This window comes from Streptomyces sp. CNT372 (assembly GCF_000377145.1).
The window spans coordinates 350,355-366,847 of sequence record NZ_KB897777.1; the positions used below are offsets into that span (position 1 = coordinate 350,355).

The 16,493-nt window shown below is 72.9% G+C and carries 17 protein-coding genes and 1 tRNA gene; 8 read left to right on the forward strand and 10 right to left on the reverse strand.

The features are described 5' to 3' along the window. The first annotated feature begins 149 nt into the window (after positions 1 to 149). Positions 150 to 683 carry an Lrp/AsnC family transcriptional regulator gene (locus C593_RS28840; RefSeq protein WP_018846049.1) on the forward strand — a complete coding sequence of 178 codons (534 nt, stop codon included), beginning with the start codon at positions 150 to 152 and terminating at the stop codon, positions 681 to 683. A gap of 38 nt (positions 684 to 721) precedes the next feature. Here C593_RS28840 and C593_RS0104130 read toward each other — a convergent pair whose 3' ends face one another. Together C593_RS0104130 and C593_RS0104135 are read right to left on the reverse strand one after the other, a co-directional pair. Beyond that, positions 722 to 1,321, reverse strand: a complete 600-nt coding sequence (locus C593_RS0104130) for a TetR-type transcription factor C-terminal domain-containing protein (protein ID WP_026277331.1) — start codon at positions 1,319 to 1,321, stop codon at positions 722 to 724. Beyond that, complete coding sequence (locus C593_RS0104135; RefSeq protein ID WP_018846051.1) at positions 1,318 to 2,838, reverse strand: 3-hydroxyacyl-CoA dehydrogenase; 1,521 nt, start codon at positions 2,836 to 2,838, stop codon at positions 1,318 to 1,320. The genes C593_RS0104130 and C593_RS0104135 overlap by 4 nt, the downstream gene beginning before the upstream one ends. A gap of 121 nt (positions 2,839 to 2,959) precedes the next feature. Here C593_RS0104135 and paaN point away from each other — a divergent pair, with 121 nt between their 5' ends. Continuing rightward, positions 2,960 to 4,636, forward strand: a complete 1,677-nt coding sequence (paaN, locus tag C593_RS0104140; RefSeq protein ID WP_018846052.1) for a phenylacetic acid degradation protein PaaN — start codon at positions 2,960 to 2,962, stop codon at positions 4,634 to 4,636. Between the two features lie 93 nt (positions 4,637 to 4,729). On the opposite strand, the gene C593_RS0104145 is transcribed toward paaN, so the two are convergent. The 3 genes from C593_RS0104145 to C593_RS0104155 are packed head-to-tail and all read right to left on the reverse strand — an operon-like array spanning position 4,730 to position 7,622. Beyond that, positions 4,730 to 5,401, reverse strand: coding sequence for a TrmH family RNA methyltransferase (locus C593_RS0104145; protein WP_018846053.1), 672 nt, complete (start codon positions 5,399 to 5,401; stop codon positions 4,730 to 4,732). Continuing rightward, positions 5,398 to 6,723 (reverse strand): HTTM domain-containing protein, encoded by a 1,326-nt coding sequence (locus tag C593_RS0104150; protein WP_018846054.1) that lies wholly within the window; start codon positions 6,721 to 6,723, stop codon positions 5,398 to 5,400. Before C593_RS0104150 ends, C593_RS0104145 begins: the two co-directional genes overlap by 4 nt. After that, positions 6,720 to 7,622, reverse strand: coding sequence for a DUF5819 family protein (locus tag C593_RS0104155; RefSeq protein ID WP_018846055.1), 903 nt, complete (start codon positions 7,620 to 7,622; stop codon positions 6,720 to 6,722). Before C593_RS0104155 ends, C593_RS0104150 begins: the two co-directional genes overlap by 4 nt. A gap of 114 nt (positions 7,623 to 7,736) precedes the next feature. Between C593_RS0104155 and paaA the strand changes: the two genes are divergently transcribed. From paaA to C593_RS0104180, 5 genes are read left to right on the forward strand one after another with little or no spacing between them, the layout of a single operon-like run. Next, positions 7,737 to 8,756, forward strand: coding sequence for a 1,2-phenylacetyl-CoA epoxidase subunit PaaA (gene paaA / locus C593_RS0104160; protein ID WP_018846056.1), 1,020 nt, complete (start codon positions 7,737 to 7,739; stop codon positions 8,754 to 8,756). Continuing rightward, positions 8,753 to 9,043, forward strand: coding sequence for a 1,2-phenylacetyl-CoA epoxidase subunit PaaB (gene paaB, locus C593_RS0104165; protein ID WP_018846057.1), 291 nt, complete (start codon positions 8,753 to 8,755; stop codon positions 9,041 to 9,043). The genes paaA and paaB overlap by 4 nt, the downstream gene beginning before the upstream one ends. After that, positions 9,040 to 9,801, forward strand: coding sequence for a 1,2-phenylacetyl-CoA epoxidase subunit PaaC (paaC, locus tag C593_RS0104170; RefSeq protein ID WP_018846058.1), 762 nt, complete (start codon positions 9,040 to 9,042; stop codon positions 9,799 to 9,801). The genes paaB and paaC overlap by 4 nt, the downstream gene beginning before the upstream one ends. Then, positions 9,795 to 10,304, forward strand: a complete 510-nt coding sequence (gene paaD / locus C593_RS0104175) for a 1,2-phenylacetyl-CoA epoxidase subunit PaaD (protein ID WP_018846059.1) — start codon at positions 9,795 to 9,797, stop codon at positions 10,302 to 10,304. The genes paaC and paaD overlap by 7 nt, the downstream gene beginning before the upstream one ends. Beyond that, positions 10,305 to 11,360 (forward strand): 2Fe-2S iron-sulfur cluster-binding protein, encoded by a 1,056-nt coding sequence (locus tag C593_RS0104180; protein WP_018846060.1) that lies wholly within the window; start codon positions 10,305 to 10,307, stop codon positions 11,358 to 11,360. Between the two features lie 99 nt (positions 11,361 to 11,459). On the opposite strand, the gene C593_RS0104185 is transcribed toward C593_RS0104180, so the two are convergent. The 5 genes from C593_RS0104185 to C593_RS0104205 all read right to left on the reverse strand — a co-directional run bounded on the left by C593_RS0104185 (position 11,460) and on the right by C593_RS0104205 (position 15,232). Next, on the reverse strand, positions 11,460 to 11,804 hold the full coding sequence (locus tag C593_RS0104185) for a rhodanese-like domain-containing protein (RefSeq protein ID WP_018846061.1): 345 nt from the start codon (positions 11,802 to 11,804) through the stop codon (positions 11,460 to 11,462). Positions 11,805 to 11,917: 113 nt separating this feature from the next. Next, positions 11,918 to 12,760, reverse strand: a complete 843-nt coding sequence (locus C593_RS0104190; RefSeq protein ID WP_018846062.1) for a hypothetical protein — start codon at positions 12,758 to 12,760, stop codon at positions 11,918 to 11,920. 33 nt (positions 12,761 to 12,793) lie between these two features. Beyond that, positions 12,794 to 14,272, reverse strand: coding sequence for a DUF2252 domain-containing protein (locus C593_RS0104195; protein WP_051093613.1), 1,479 nt, complete (start codon positions 14,270 to 14,272; stop codon positions 12,794 to 12,796). A gap of 210 nt (positions 14,273 to 14,482) precedes the next feature. Continuing rightward, on the reverse strand, positions 14,483 to 14,842 hold the full coding sequence (locus C593_RS0104200; protein WP_026277332.1) for a winged helix-turn-helix transcriptional regulator: 360 nt from the start codon (positions 14,840 to 14,842) through the stop codon (positions 14,483 to 14,485). Positions 14,843 to 15,145: 303 nt separating this feature from the next. Next, a tRNA-Leu gene (locus C593_RS0104205) sits at positions 15,146 to 15,232 on the reverse strand. Between the two features lie 442 nt (positions 15,233 to 15,674). Here C593_RS0104205 and C593_RS0104210 point away from each other — a divergent pair. Further along, the gene (locus C593_RS0104210; RefSeq protein ID WP_018846065.1) at positions 15,675 to 16,493 is read left to right on the forward strand and encodes a DUF3662 and FHA domain-containing protein; all 819 of its coding nucleotides are present in this window, start codon (positions 15,675 to 15,677) and stop codon (positions 16,491 to 16,493) included.

Consider the following 16,493-nt stretch of genomic DNA (forward strand, 5'->3'; position numbering starts at 1 on the left):
GGTGTGGCGTGCCTCACCTACCGATTGTTCGGTCGTGGGCGCATTTTGGCTACAGGCACGGGCAGCCTGTGGACAAACGGTTCTCCACACCTTGTGATGGAAACAGGTCGTCCATATGACGGAGGCGGGGGGACATGTCCACTGAACAAATGGCCGGTGGCGGTGACCACGCGGAGCCGGCACCTCCGCCGAGGCCGCTGGACGCCGTCGACCGCGACATCCTGCGCATGCTCCAGGCGGACGGGCGGGCCTCCATCCGTTCCGTCGCCGAACGGGTGCACGTCTCCCGCGCGAACGCCTACGCGCGGATCAACCGGCTCATCGACGACGGCGTGATCCGGGGCTTCAGCGCCCGGGTGGACCACGAGCGGGCGGGCCAGGGGGCCTCCGCCTACATCACGCTGAAGATCGTGCAGAACTCCTGGCGCACGGTGCGCGAGCAGTTGCAGGCGCTGCCGGGGGCGGCGCACATCGCGCTGGTCAGCGGGGACTTCGACGTGCTCCTGCTGGTGCACACCCCGGACAACCGCACCCTGCGCGAGCTGGTGCTGACCCGCCTCCAGGCCATCCCGGAGGTGCTGTCCACGCGGACGCTGCTGGTGTTCGAGGAGACGGACCTGGACCCCGTCCCGGGCCCGTCCCCCGCCGGTCTCGGCCCGGACCCGGACCAGCCCGCCCCCTGAGCCCGGGCGGGACGGCCACGCCGCGCCACGCCACGCGGCTACGCGGTCGTGTTCGTGCGCAGCCCGTCGAAGGCCAGGCGCACGACCGCCTCGGCCGCCTGGTCCCCGTCGTGGCCGCCGCCCGGCTGCGGGCGGTACCACTCGACCAGGGAGTTGATCATGCCGAAGAGCAGCCGGGTCGCGAGCCGGGTGTCCACGTCCGCGCGCAGGTCCCCCTCGGCCGCCGCGGCCTTCAGCAGATCGGCGACCCGCTGGTCGAACTCGCGGCGGCGCTCCAGCGCCCACCGCTCGGTCTTGGTGTTGCCCCGCACCCGCAGCAGCAGCGTCACATAGGGCAGTTCGGCCATCAGCACCTCGACGGTGCGCCGGGTGACGTACTCGACCCGCTCGACCGCGCGGCCCTGCCCGGCCCCCGGCTCGTCCAGGATCGCGAAGAGCGCGTCCAGGGCCCGGCTGACGGCCCGGCGCAGCAACTCCTCCTTGCCCGCGACATGGTGGTAGATGGAGGACTTGGAGATACCCGCCGCGCGGGACAGGTGCTCCATGGAGGTGCCGTCGTAGCCGCGGTCGTTGAATATCCGCACGGCGACCGTCAGCAGGCTCTCGGGCGTGTAGGTGTCCCGCTTCACCGTGGTCATGAGGCGTCCCCCGGTCCGGTCGGGGGCGCGGTGTGCGCCCACTGGTGGAGGCCGAGGGTACGGGCGTAACGGCCGGTCGGGACCGTCTCGTGGAGGTTGGCCAGCAGCTCCCACGCCCAGTCCCGGCCCAGCTTCTCGTTCCATTCGACGGGCCCCAGGGGGTAGTTGACCCCGAGCCGCATCGCGGTGTCCACGTCCTCGGCGGTGGCGAGGCGGCGGGCCACGGCGTCCAGGGCGAGATCGCCGAGCATCGCGACCGTGCGGGCGACGATCATGCCGGGCACGTCCCCGAGGACGGTGACCTTCTTGCCGAGGGCCTGGAAGAGGCCGACGGCCTGGGCCAGGGTTCCGGCCGGGACGTCGGGCGCGGCGGAGAGGGCCACGCGGGCGGCGGTGCGGTAGTCGAGGGCGAGGTCGAAGTAGACCACGTCACGGAACTCGCAGGCCGCCTGCCCGTCGGCGAGGACCAGCTGACCGCCGCCCGGCAGCACCAGGCGGGTGCCCTCGTCCTCCTCCGCCCGCCGGAGGGTGATCCCCGCCTCCGTGATCATCGCGAGGAGCTCGCCCGCCGGTCCGAGGCCGCCCTCCGCCACCACGTACTCCGGTGCCGGCTGCGGCGCCGCGTCGGCGGGCACCGGCCGCTCCGCGCCCTCCGCGTAGGAGAACCAGCCCTGGCCGGTCTTGCGGCCCAGCCGGCCGGACTCGACGAGCCGCCGCTGGGCGAGGGAGGGCTGGAACTTGGGGCTGTGGAAGAAGGACTCCCAGACGGAACGGGTGACCGCCTCGTTGACGTCCTGGCCGATCAGGTCGGTCAGTTCGAAGGGGCCCATCCGGAAGCCGCCGCACTCCCGCAGGACCAGGTCGATCACCGCGGGGTCGACGCCGTGCTCCTCGTGGACCGCCAGGCCCTCGGCATAGAAGGGGCGCGCGACGCGGTTGACCACGAAGCCGGGCAGGTCGGCGCAGCGCACCGGGGTCTTGCCCCAGGCGGCGACGGTCTCCCGGGCGCTCTCGGCTGCCCACTCGTCGGTGGCGTGGCCGCTGACCACCTCGACGAGCGGCAGCAGCGGCGCCGGGTTGAAGAAGTGCAGGCCGACGAAGCGCCCGGGGGCCCGCAGGGCGCCCGCGACCGCGGTGACCGAGAGGGAGGAGGTGTTGGTGGCGAGCAGGCAGTCGTCGGCGACGGTCTTCTCCAGCTCGGCGAAGAGCTCCCGCTTGACCTCCAGCCGCTCCACCACGGCCTCCACCACGAGGGCGGCGTCCGCCAGCTCCGCGAGGCCGGACGCCGGGGCCAGCCGGGCCAGGGCGGCGTCCCGTGCCGCGGGCTCCATCCGCCCCTTCTCCACCAGCCGGCCGAGGCGCCCGCCGATGGCCCCCGCCGCCTCCTCGGCCCGACCCGGCACGGCGTCGTACAGGCGCACGGGGTGACCTGCGGCCAGCGCGACCTGTGCGATGCCCTGGCCCATGGTGCCGGTGCCGACGACGGCGACCGTACGGCTGAGGTCGATGGCGGTCATGGAGCGATCCTCCCCGATGCGTTGTCCACAGGTTCGACAGGCCCCCTTGTACCGACCGATCGTTCGGTTACTCTAACTCTGTCCGTCCACCCCTGCCCAGCTCGACGAGGAGTTGGTCCGCATGCCGCTGACCGAGACCCACCGGCCCACGCTCGACCAGGCCCTCGAAGCCATCCGCACGCGCGCCTACTGGTCCCCGCACCCCGAGCACCCGAAGGCGTACGGCGAATCGGCGCCGGCCGACGGCCTCGCCGCCTTCGAGGCCGTGCGCAACACCCGCTTCGACCTGGACCAGCCCGGCACCGACGGCTGGGTGGGAGGCGAGGTCTCCCCCTACGGCCCGGAGCTCGGTGTCGAGTACCCGCACCCGGATCTCGATGTGCTGCTCCCCGCCATGCGGGCCGGGATGGCGGCCTGGCGCGAGGCCGGTCCGGAGACACGCGCCCTGGTCTGCATCGAGATCCTCTCCCGGATCAGCGCGCGCACCCATGAGTTCGCGCACGCGGTGATGCACACCAGCGGGCAGGCGTTCATGATGGCGTTCCAGGCCGGCGGCCCGCATGCCCAGGACCGCGGCCTGGAGGCCGTCGCCTACGCGTACGCGGAGCAGACGCGCACCCCCGCCGAAGCGGGCTGGTCGAAGCCCCAGGGCAAGCGGGACCCGCTGGAGCTGACCAAGACCTTCACGGCCGCGGGCCGCGGCATCGCCCTGATGATCGGCTGCAACACCTTCCCCACCTGGAACGGCTACCCGGGCCTCTTCGCCTCCCTTGCCACCGGCAACCCGGTCCTGGTCAAGCCGCATCCGCGGGCCGTGCTGCCCCTCGCGCTGACCGTCCGGGTCGCCCGGGAGGTACTGGCCGAGCAGGGCTTCGACCCGAACCTCGTGGCTCTGGCCGCCGAGGCGCCCGGCGAGGGCATCGCCAAGGTCCTGGCCACCCGGCCCGAGATCCGGATCATCGACTACACGGGCTCCACCGCCTTCGGCGACTGGCTGGAGGAGCACGCCCGCCAGGCCCAGGTCTACACGGAGAAGGCCGGCGTCAACACGGTCGTCGTCGACTCCACCGACGACTACAAGGGCATGCTGGCGAACCTCGCCTTCTCCCTCTCGCTCTACAGCGGCCAGATGTGCACCACCCCGCAGAACGTGCTCGTCCCCCGCGACGGCATCACCACCGACCAGGGCCCCAAGTCCTACGACGAGTTCGCGGCCGACCTCGCGGCGGCCGTCGGCGGTCTGCTCGGCGACGACGCCCGGGCGAACGCGCTGCTCGGCGCCCTGGTCAACCCGGATGTGAAGGCCCGCCTGAAGGCCGCGGCGGACCTCGGCGAGGTGGCCCTCGCCTCCCGCGAGGTCGCGAACCCGGAGTTCCCCGGCGCGACCGTGCGCACCCCGCTGATCGTCAAGCTGGACGGCGCCCGGAAGCTCTGGGAGTCGGCGGACGCCGAGCCGGCGTACCTCTCGGAGTGCTTCGGCCCGGTGTCCTTCGTGGTCGCGGTGGACTCCACGGCGGACGCCCTGGACCTGCTGCGTCGCACCGTGCGCGAGAAGGGCGCGATGACGGTGGGCGCGTACACCACCTCCGCCGAGACGGAGCGCGCGCTGGAGGAGGTGTGCCTCGACGAGTCGGCCCAGCTCTCGCTGAACCTGACGGGCGGGGTGTACGTCAACCAGACCGCCGCGTTCTCCGACTTCCACGGCTCCGGCGGCAACCCGGCCGCCAACGCGGCCCTGTGCGACGGGGCGTTCGTCTCCAACCGCTTCCGGGTCGTCGAGGTGCGCCGGCAGGCGTGACGCGAGGGCCCGCCCGGGGGTCGGCGGGACCGGCCGCGCCGGGCCCGTCGGCCCGGGGCCCGGCTCCGGCCGTGCCGGGCCGGGGGGCCGCCGTCAGGGCAGCGGCACGTCCGCGTGCCGCTGCACCCACGCGTGCATCGCGATCGCGGCGGCCGCTCCCGCGTTGATGGAGCGGGTCGAGCCGAACTGCGCGATCGAGCAGACCAGGGTCGCGTGCCGCCGCGCCTCCTCGGTCAGGCCCGGCCCCTCCTGCCCGAAGAGCAGCACACACCGCCGGGGCAGCTCGGTCCGCTCCAGCGGCACGGCCCCGGGCAGGTTGTCGATCCCGATCACGGGGACGCCCTCATCCTCGGCCCAGGAGGTGAGAGAGGCGGTGTCCGGGTGGTGCCGGACGTGCTGGTAGCGGTCGGTCACCATGGCGCCGCGCCGGTTCCAGCGCCGGCGTCCGACGATGTGCACCTCCTTCGCCAGGAAGGCGTTGGCGGTGCGCACCACGGAACCGATGTTGAAGTCGTGGCCCCAGTTCTCCACGGCGACGTGGAAGTCGTGCCGCCGGGTGTCCAGATCGGCAACGATCGCCTCGCGCCGCCAGTACCGGTACGCGTCCACGACGTTGCGGCGGTCGCCCCGCTCCAGCAGCTCGGGGTCGTAGCGCTCGTCCCGCGGCCAGGGCCCCGGGTACGGGCCGACGCCGACCTCGGGGGCGTAGCCCTCGTCGTACTGGAGGGGTTCCTCGGCGGGCAGGGGTTCCTCGGTGGTGCTCACCCGACGAGGGTACGTGGCTCCCCGTCGGCCACGGGGGGCTGCCCGGAGGGGTCGACCGGGTGCTTTGCGGAGCGGCGGTCCCGGGAGCTGCCGAGGAGCCGGTCCCGCAGCCGGGCCGCCCGGGCGCCGAGCCAGACCAGGAAGACGGTCGGCAGGAAGACGGCGTCCGCGGCGATCATCGCGAGCGAGAAGAACGGCAGCCCGAGCAGCAGGGCGATGCCCGCGTGCTCCAGGATCATGACGACCAGCAGGACGTTCTTCACCCGGCGGTTGAACAGGGTGAACGGGAACGCGACCTGCACCAGGACCGTGCCGTAGGTCAGCACCATGACCGTCAGCGCGCTCGCGGCGAGCAGGTCGGAGAGCGCGGGCCACGGCGTGAAGTACTCCAGCTTGAGCGGGTAGTACAGCGCGGTCCCGTCCTGCCAGCGCGAGCCCTGGATCTTGTACCAGCCGGCCGTCGCGTAGATCAGGCACACCTCGGCCATGATCACGACGAGGGCGGTGTTGTGGACCAGGTTCGCCACGACGTCGAGGAGGAGCCGCGGCTGGCTGCGCGGGGCGTACCGGTTCACCAGCCACCACAGCCCCTGCGTCACCCACACGCCCCAGAGGAGGAGCAGAGGGAAGGTGCCGGTCCGGTTCTCCAGGCCGCTGCCGATGAGCAGCCCCGCCCCGAGCACCGCCCAGAGGACCGGGCCCACGATGTCGCGGGCCGCGTCGGGCCCCTCGCCGGCCTCGGCCCTCGCGGCCCGGCGGGCGTCCAGGGACCAGACCCGGGCGCACCGGGTGAGCACCAGATAGATCGCCATGAGGTGGACGACGTTGTCGCCGCCGTCGCCCACGAAGATCGACCGGTTCTGGAGGGACAGGACACCGAACATGAAGAGCGCGGACATCGCCCGGGTCCGCCAGCCCAGCAGCAGCAACAGGCTGGAGAGGACCGAGAGGCCGTAGACGATCTCGAACCACACCGTGCTGTCCGTCCACAGCAGGGCGGTGAACGCGCCGTTGCCGGCGACGAGTTCGCGGCCCATGTCCCAGCTCCACGGGCTCTCGGGACCGTAGAGCTCGCGGCGGTTGGGGATCTCGAAGAGGAGGAAGACCAGCCAGGTCGCGGCGAAGCCGATCCGGACGACGGCGCTCTGGTACGGGCCGAAGGCCGCGGCCGTGACGCGCTGGACGGCGGCGGCGGCCCTGCGCTCGACGGCGGTGGTGAGCACGGGGTCGGCGGCGGGCTTCCCGTCCGCCCCGGGGGCGGGCGCCTGGGGGACGGGCGCCGGCTCGGAGGCGGCCGGGCGGGACGCGGCGGGGGTGCTCATCGGGCGGCCTCCGCAGGCAGGTTGTCGACGCCGCCGGGCAGGTCGGCGCCGGTCACGGTCCACCACGGCAGCACGTTGTGGACGGGCCGGGTGTCGACCTTCTCGGTGCTCCACGCCGGGGGCCGGATGGCGCGGCTCTCGGACCTCATCTGTATCCGCTGCACCTGGCCGAGGTCCTCACGGTCGAGGCGCTGCATGGCTATCCGGCGTATGTAGCGCTCGGACAGCCGTGCCCGCACCCCGTCCGCGCGCTGCCCGTCGGCATGGGCGCCCACGTAGAAGTCCCAGCCGCGCCGCAGCTGGTTCTGGTGCACATGGCTGGGGAAGAGGTTGCCGCGGATCACCTCGCCGTCCTGACCGGTCAGGTCGATCCAGTCGCTGGTGCGCCGGTCGCCGCCGGCGTCCGTGTACTCGGCGCGCACCTGTACGGAGATGTTCTGCTGGAGCGGATTGGGCGCGAAGAGCTTCCAGTTCTGCTCGAACTCCGGGTACACCCACCACTGCACCGTGTCGCCGTGCTTCTTGGTCACCGTGTTCGACGGCGCGACATGCAGGAAGACCATCCCGAGATGCACACAGGCGACCCCCACGACGAGCACACCGCAGATCGCCGCCACGATCCGGTACGGAAGCCTCAGCCCGGCGATCCCGCCCGCGGCGACGGCCTCGGACCCCGGCCCGCCGCCGCGGTCGGCACCGGACCCGCCGGGCTCGGGGCCTGACCCGCCGGGCTCGGCACCGGACCCGCCGGGCTCGGGGCCTGACCCGCTGGACTCGGGGCCGGACGCGTCGGGCTCGGCGGGGCCGTCACCGGCCGGCGGCCCGGGCGGGCGGGGGGAGGGCAGACCCGCGGCGCCGGTCCCCGCCCCGGTCGCACCCTCGCGCTCGTAGGACTTCATCCCCGCCCCGATCCCCACTCGTCCCCGTCGGTCATCCACAGGGTTGACACCCTAAGGGGCCTCGACCGACCATTGAAGTCAATGAACCGAACGATCGGTCGGTAGGAGTCCGGGATGACCTCAGTGACTGCGGATGCGTACGAGGCGGCAGCGGAGTCGCACCAGGCGGCTTTCGACGCCGCCGTGGCCGCCGACGAGCGCATCGAGCCGCGCGACTGGATGCCGGACGCCTACCGGGCCACGCTGATCCGCCAGATGGCCCAGCACGCGCACTCCGAGATCATCGGCATGCAGCCCGAGGCCAACTGGATCACCCGGGCCCCCTCGCTGCGCCGCAAGGCCATCCTGATGGCCAAGGTGCAGGACGAGGCCGGCCACGGCCTGTACCTCTACAGCGCCACGGAGACCCTCGGGGCCAGCCGCGACGAGCTGCTGGACAAGCTCCACTCCGGCCGCCAGAAGTACTCGTCGATCTTCAACTACCCCACCCTCACCTGGGCCGACGTCGGCGCGATCGGCTGGCTGGTGGACGGCGCCGCCATCACCAACCAGGTCCCCCTCTGCCGCTGCTCCTACGGGCCGTACGCGCGGGCGATGGTCCGCGTCTGCAAGGAGGAGTCCTTCCACCAGCGCCAGGGGTACGAGCTGCTGCTCGCGCTCTCCCAAGGCACCCCCGCGCAGCACGCCATGGCGCAGGACGCGGTCGACCGCTGGTGGTGGCCCTCCCTGATGATGTTCGGCCCCCCGGACGACTCCTCGGCCCACTCCGCGCAGTCCATGGCCTGGAAGATCAAGCGGCACTCCAACGACGAGCTGCGCCAGCGCTTCGTGGACATCTGCGTCCCCCAGGCCGAGGCGCTCGGCCTCACCCTCCCCGACCCGGACCTGAAGTGGAACGAGGAGCGCGGCCAGCACGACTTCGGCGCGATCGACTGGTCGGAGTTCCACGAGGTCATCAAGGGCAACGGCCCCTGCAACGAGCAGCGGATCGCCCAGCGCCGCAAGGCCCACGAGGACGGCGCCTGGGTCCGCGAGGCCGCCGCGGCCCACGCCGCCCGGCACAGCGCGGCCCGCACGGCCACGGCGCACCACCCCACCGCACAGCAGACCCAGTCCCCGGAGGCGACGGCATGAGCAGCTCGACCGAATGGCCGCTGTGGGAGGTCTTCGTGCGCTCGCGCCGCGGCCTCTCCCACACCCACGCGGGCAGCCTGCACGCCCCCGACGCCGAGATGGCCCTGCGCAACGCCCGGGATCTCTACACCCGCCGCAGCGAGGGCGTCTCGATCTGGGTGGTCCCCTCCACAGCCGTGACGGCCTCCTCCCCGGACGAGAAGGACCCGTTCTTCGAGCCCTCGGCCGACAAGCCCTACCGGCACCCCACCTTCTACGAGATCCCGGACGGGGTGAAGCACCTGTGACCCCCACGACGCCCCACGCGGCCACCACCGCGACGCCCGCCGCGCACACCACCGCCGCGCTCGCCCTCGGGGACGACGCCCTGGTGCTCTCCCACCGGCTGGGGGAGTGGGCCGGCCACGCCCCGGTCCTGGAGGAGGAGGTGGCCCTCGGCAACATCGCCCTGGACCTGCTCGGCCAGGCCCGTGTCCTCCTCTCCCTCGTCGGCGACGAGGACGAGCTCGCCTACCTCCGCGAGGAGCGCGAGTTCCGCAACGTCCAGCTGGTCGAGCAGCCGAACGGCGACTTCGCCCACACCATCGCCCGCCAGCTCTACTTCTCCGTCTACCAGTACCTCCTCTACGAGCGCCTGGCCGCCGGCGACGGCCCGTTCGCGGGCCTCGCGGCGAAGGCGGTCAAGGAGGTGGCCTACCACCGGGACCACGCCGAGCAGTGGGCCCTGCGGCTGGGCGACGGCACGGCGGAGAGCCATGAGCGCATGCAGCGCGCCTGTCAGGCCCTGTGGCGGTTCACCGGCGAGCTGTTCCGGCCGGTCGAGGGCCTGGGGCTCGACGCGGAGACCCTGGCCGCGATGGACACCGCCTGGCTGGAGCAGGTCACCGGCGTCCTGGAGCGGGCCACCCTGACCGTGCCCGAGGGCTCGCGCACCGGCGCCTGGTCGGCCGGCGCGGGGCGGGAGGGCCTGCACACCGAGTCGTTCGGGCGGATGCTCGCCGAGATGCAGCATCTGCACCGCAGCCACCCGGGGGCGTCATGGTGACCGGCGTCCAGGAGCCCTGCACCCCGCTGGAGGAGGAGCTGCGCCGGCTGGCCGGCTCGGTCCCCGACCCGGAGCTGCCCGTGCTGACCCTGGAGGACCTGGGGGTCGTGCGCGGGGTGCATCTGACCGGTCCCGACCGCGTCGAGGTCGAGCTGACCCCCACGTACACGGGGTGCCCCGCCGTCGAGACGATGACCGCCGACATCGAGCGGGTCCTGCACGACCGCGGCATGGCCGAGGTCCATGTGGTGCGGGTGCTCACCCCGGCCTGGTCGACGGACGACATCACGGCCGAGGGGCGCCGCAAGCTCGCCGAGTTCGGCATCGCCCCGCCGCGCCCCCACGCGGCCGACGGGCCCGTGCCGCTCACCCTCTCCGTCCGCTGCCCGCACTGCGGGTCGACGGAGACGGAGCTGCTGAGCCGCTTCTCCTCGACGGCCTGCAAGGCACTGCGCCGCTGTGTCGCCTGCCGCGAACCCTTCGACCACTTCAAGGAGCTGTAGATGTTCCACCCGCTCCCGGTCGGCGCCGTCGATCAGCTCACCGACGACTCGGTGGCCGTCACCTTCGACGTGCCGCCCGAGCTGCACGAGCTCTTCCGCCACACCCCCGGCCAGCACCTGGCGCTGCGCCGCTTCGTGGACGGCCGGGAGATCCGCCGCACCTACTCCATCTGCGCCCCGGCCCCCGCCGCCGGCGGCGCCCCGGCCCTGCGGGTGGGCATCCGCCTGGTCGACGGGGGAGAGTTCTCGGCGTACGCCCTGAAGGAGCTGGCCGTCGGCGACGTGGTCGAGGTCATGCCGCCGATGGGCCGGTTCCTGCTCCCGCCGCGCCCCGGTTACTTCGCGGCCGTGGTCGGCGGCAGCGGCATCACTCCGGTGCTGTCGATGGCCGCCACCCTGCTCGCCCGGGAGCCGGGCGCCCGGTTCTGCCTGATCCGCAGCGATCGCACGGCGGCCTCCACGATGTTCCTCGACGAGGTCGCCGACCTCAAGGACCGCTATCCGGACCGCTTCCAGCTGGTGACCGTGCTCTCCCGCGAGGAGCAGCAGTCGGGCCTCCCGTCCGGGCGCCTGGACGCGGGGCGGCTGACCACCCTGCTGCCGGCCCTGCTGCCCGTCGACCACATCGACGGCTGGTTCCTGTGCGGGCCGTTCGGCCTGGTGCAGGGGGCGGAGAGCGCGCTGCGCGCGCTGGGCGTGGACCGGGCCCGGGTCCACCAGGAGATCTTCCATGTCGACGAGGGGCCCGCGCCCGCGGTGGCCCGCGCCGCCGCACCCGCGCACGCCTCGCTGACGGCCACCCTGGACGGCCGGTCCGGGACATGGCCGGTGCGCGAGGGCGAATCCCTGCTGGAGACCGTCCTGCGCAGCCGCGCGGACGCGCCCTACGCCTGCAAGGGCGGGGTCTGCGGCACCTGCCGCGCCTTCCTCGTCACGGGCGAGGTCCGGATGGACCGGAACTTCGCCCTGGAGCCGGAGGAGACCGAGGCGGGTTACGTCCTGGCCTGCCAGTCCCATCCGGCGACCGCCGAGGTGGCGCTGGACTTCGACCGGTGACGGCAGCCGCCTGCCCCCGGCTCGGGCAGGCGGACGCCCCCGGCCCGCGGGCCACCGGGCGCGCACACCGGCGCCCCGGTGGCCCCACCCCGCCCGCCGTCAGAGGACGAAGGCGGGGCTTCCGGTCTCCGTCACCATCGGGCGGCCCGCGCCGTCCCAGGCGAGCATGCCGCCGTCGACGTTCACCGCGTCGATGCCCTGCTGCACCAGGTACTGGGTGACCTGGGCGGAGCGCCCGCCGACCCGGCACATCACATAAGCGCGCCGGCCGTCCGCCACGGCCTCGGTCACCTCGCCGAAGCGCGCGACGAAGTCGCTCATCGGGACGTGCAGGGCCCCCTCTACGTGGCCGGCCGCCCATTCGTCGGCCTCCCGCACATCCAGGACCAGACCGTCGGCCGGGACCACCGCGGCTTCCACACTGGGCAGCGGGGCGAAGTTCATGGGGCGGTGCCTTCTCTCGTGCGTCGGGGCCGGGCGGGTCCGGTCCCCGGCCGGAACGGACGGATCTGGTCCCCGGCCGGGCCGGACGGCCGGACCGGAGGACCCGTGGAAACCTACTCCACCAGGGCGGCGAGTTCCTTCTCCCGCTCGGCGACCTGGGCGAGCAACTGCTCCGCGATCTCGTCGAGGAGGGTGTCGGGGTCGTCCGGCGCCATCCGGAGCATCGCCCCGATCGCGCTCTCCTCCAGCTCCTTGGCCACCGCGGTGAGGAGTTCCTTGCGCTGTGCCAGCCACTCGAGCCGGGCGTACAGCTCCTCACTCTCGCTCAGGCGCGCCTTGGGGGGCGGCGGGCCGGCCTCCCACTCCTCGGCCAGCTCGCGCAGCCGCGCCTCGTCGCCGAGGGCGTAGGCCGCGTTCACCCGGGTGATGAACTCCTCCCGGCGCGTCCGCTCGCCCTCCTCCTGGGCGAGGTCCGGGTGGGCCTTGCGCGCGAGCTCGCGGTAGAGCCGGCGCGCCTCCTCGCCGGGGCGGACCCGCCCGGGTGCGCGGACCGGCTGGTCGGTGAGCATCGCGGCGGCCTCGGGCGAGAGTCCGTCGCCGTCCATCCAGTCGTGGAAGAGCTCGTCGACCCCGGGCATCGGCTGGACCAGGGCACGCGCCTCCCGGGCCCGGCGCAGGTCCTCCGGGTCCCCGCTGCGCGCGGCCCGCGCCTCGGCGATCCGGGCGTCGAGCTCGTCCAGCCGCGTGTACATCGGCCCCAGCTTCTGGTGGTGCAGCCGGGAGAAGTTCTCCACCTCGACGCGGAAGGTCTCCAGCGCGATCTCGAACTCGATCAGGGCCTGCTCGGCCGCGCGCACGGCCTTGGCCAGCCGGTCCTCGGGCCGCGGCGGGGCCTCCTGCCGCGCTGCGTGCTCTTCGTTCCGGGTGGTGGAGCCCCCGGCTGCGTCCTGGGTCACCCGACCAGCCTACGGGCGCTGCCGGCCCCCGGCTCACACCCCCAGCTCAGCGGCTATCCGCCCACTCTTGATCGCCGTCAGGAGGTCCGCGTGGTCCGCCTCGGTCCGGTCCGCGTAGGTGACGGCGAACGCGGCCACGGCCTCGTCGAGTTCGTCGCTCTTGCCGCAGTAGCCGGCCAGCATCCGGGGATCGGCGCTGTGGGCGTGCGCCCGGGCCAGCAGGGCGCCGGTCATCCGGCCGTAGTCGTCGAACTGGTCCGGGGCGAGGGCCGCGGGATCCACGCTGCCCTTCCGGTTCCGGAACTGCCGGACCTGATACGGCCTGCCGTCCACCGTGGTCCAGCCGAGCAGGGAGTCGCTGACCACCTGCATGCTCTTCTGCCCGAGGACTACGCGGCGGCCCTCGTGCCCGGCGGGCACGACGGTGAAGCCGGCGGCGCGCAGATGCGGTTCCAGCACCGAGGGCCGCGCCTCCTTGACCTGGAGGACCAGCGGGTCCCCCCGGTGGTCGAGGAGGAGCACCACATAGGAGCGGGTGCCGACGCTTCCGGTGCCGACCACCCGGAAGGCGACGTCGTGGATCGCGTACCGGGCGAGCAGGGGGTGCCGGTCGGGCGGGAGGGTGTCCAGATAGGGCCCGAGGGAGGCCGCCACGGCCGCGGCCTCGCCGTCGCCCACCCGCCGCAGCACGGGCGGCGCGTCCACGAAGCGGCAGACCTGGCCGCCGTGCTCGTCGGTGACGGACTCGGTCGACTTGGCGGCGAAGCGGGCGCTGGTGTTGTTCCGGGCCTTGGCCTCGACTCGTTCGAGGGTGCCGACCAGGTCCCTGGCGTCCGTGTGGGAGACCAACTCCTCGTCGGCTATGGCGTTCCACGCGTCATGGGCGGGGAGTCTCGCCAGCAGGCGCATGGTGCGCCGGTAGGCGCCGACGGTGTCGAACGCGGCGGTCCGGCACACCTCCTCGTCGGCTCCGGCGACCCGGCCGGCGAGCACCAGGGAGGTCGCGAGCCGCTTCAGGTCCCACTCCCAGGGGCCGACCACGGTCTCGTCGAAGTCGTTGAGGTCGATGACGAGCTGGCCGCGGGCGTCTCCGTACAGGCCGAAGTTGGCCGCGTGCGCATCACCGCAGAGCTGGGCGCTGATACCGGTGACGGGGGTGCCCACCAGGTCGTGCGCCATCAGCCCGGCCGCGCCGCGCAGGAAGGCGAACGGCGAGGCGGCCATCCTGCCGACCCGGATCGGGGTCAGCTCCGGCACCCGGCCGACGCTGGACTCCTCGACCGCCCGCACCGCGTCCGGGCGGTCGGTGGTGAGCACCAGGGAGTCGTGGCCGGAGCGGGGCACCCTGCCTCGCAGCGCCTTCCCCTGCGCCTTCGGTGAGGCGACGGGCTCCGCCGCCGCGCCGCGCATCGCCGGGCGTCCGGCGAAGCCGGGCACCTCGGGAATCCTGCTGTCTCCCGCTCCCCCGGATGCCGGCCGCTGCGCCGGCACCACCGTCTCGGTCGCGCTCATGGTGCCTCCCCCGCCCTGGAACAGTTCATTCGGTTCACGTGCACCCAGCGTCCACGCCACCGTCCACGTGCACCGACCGTACCGCCGCGTCATGACCGCCGTCTGCCCCTGTGGAAAACCCTCCGGGACCCGCTCACTCTCCCGCACGCCCTCCCCGCACCACGTCCGCCCGGTGCCGTCCGGCGTCCGCCGCGCGTCGCCGCCGACGCCTCAGCAGGACTCCCGCCGCTCCGGCGGGAGATGGGCCTCCGCCCAGCGGGAGAGCTCCCTGAGGGCGGGCTCCATGGCCGCGCCCGCCTCGGTCAGCCGGTAGGCCACCCGCAGCGGCGGCCCTTCGTCGACCTCCCGCACGAGCAGCCCCGCGGCGCCGAGTTCGGTGAGGCGGTCGGAGAGCATGCGTTCGCTGATCCCGGGGATCGCGCGCCGCAGCTCGGTGAAGTGGGCCGGCCGCTGCATCAGCACCGCCATGATCAGCCCGTTCCAGCGCTTCCCGAGCAGACCGAAGACACGCGTCATCGATGCGTCGACCTGCTTGCAGTCCTCCTGACCGTGCGTCCTCCTGTCCGCCATGGCCCCAGGCTACGGCCCCGCGCAGCATTAACTTACAAAAAGTAAGCTGCTATGTGATCCATAAGTACACAGGGCAGAGCTGGTCCCGCTCGCCGCCTCGCCCCACACCAGGACCCCGGACGAGGCGGCCGGGAAGCGCCCCGCACCCGCGGCAGGGGATCCCCCATGAGCGGGTGTTCCACGTGAAACATCCCACTCCGGGAGAAACACGGCGAGGCCCTGCCCGGCCACCCCGGGAAAACCCCCGAACACACGAAAAACGGGCCCCCACCAGGACTTTCGTCCGGTGGAGACCCGTCTCCATGGTGCGCGAGGGGGGAGTTGAACCCCCACGCCCTTTCGGGCACTGGAACCTGAATCCAGCGCGTCTGCCTATTCCGCCACCCGCGCATTGGGTGTTGTCGTGGGTTCCTCACCTGCTTGGTGCGGCCCCCGGCGACATGCAGAAGATTAGCACGCTGCGGAGGGTGGATTCACATCCGTTTGTTTGGCCCTCCCCGCGAGCGAACAGGCAAGGACGGGGAAGGAGAGGAACGGCACCACCGCGGCCGGGGAGGGGACCCCACCGGGGGCGCGGGGCGCTGCCACCGGGCACCCTGCCCGGCGGGCGCACGGTGCGAATCCCGACAGGACCGGAGGGAACGCACAGCGGTCTTCCCCCACTCCTCCTGTACACGCCCGGGGTGCGGGACACTGTGGAGAGGCCGCCTCTACGATCCGTGTGAGAGGTGACACTCATCGACGGGGCAGACAAGGGGAACCAGCCGATTTCCCGACGCGTGGATACGATCAGTAAGCAGTACCAGGGCGACAACGACGGAGGAGGTGCCCCATGGGAGTCCTGAAGCGTTTCGAACAGCGCCTCGAAGGCTTGGTCAACGGCACCTTCGCCAAGGTGTTCAAGTCCGAGGTCCAGCCCGTGGAGATCGCGGGCGCGCTCCAGCGAGAGTGCGACAACAACGCGACGATCTGGAACCGCGACCGCACGGTCGTCCCCAACGACTTCATCGTGGAGCTCAGCGCTCCGGACTTCGAGCGCCTGAGCCCCTACTCGGGCCAACTCGGCGACGAGCTCGCCGGCCTCGTCCGGGACTACGCCAAGCAGCAGCGCTACACCTTCATGGGCCCGATCAAGGTCCATCTGGAGAAGGCCGACGACCTGGACACCGGGCTCTACCGGGTGCGCAGCCGCACCCTCGCGTCGAGCACCTCCCAGGCCCCGGCCGGCGGCCAGGGCGGCGGCGCCCGGGGTGGTTACGGCTACCCCCCGGTGGGCGCACCCCCCATGCCGGCCGCCCCGCCGCCCGGCGGGCACCCCGGCCCCTCCGCGGGCCAGCGCGCCCCGAGCCCCGGAGGCCCGGCGGGCGCGCACGTACGACGCTGGATCGAGATCAACGGCACACGCCATCAGATCTCCCGCCCGACGCTGGTGCTGGGTCGCAGCACCGACGCCGACGTGCGGATCGACGACCCCGGCGTATCGCGCCGGCACTGTGAGATCCGGACCGGAACGCCCTCGACGATCCAGGATCTCGGGTCTACCAACGGCATCGTGGTAGACGGGCAGCACACCACCCGCGCTACGCTCCGCGACGGCTCGCGGATCGTCGTGGGCAGCACCACCATCGTTTACCGGCAAGCCGAAGGGTGA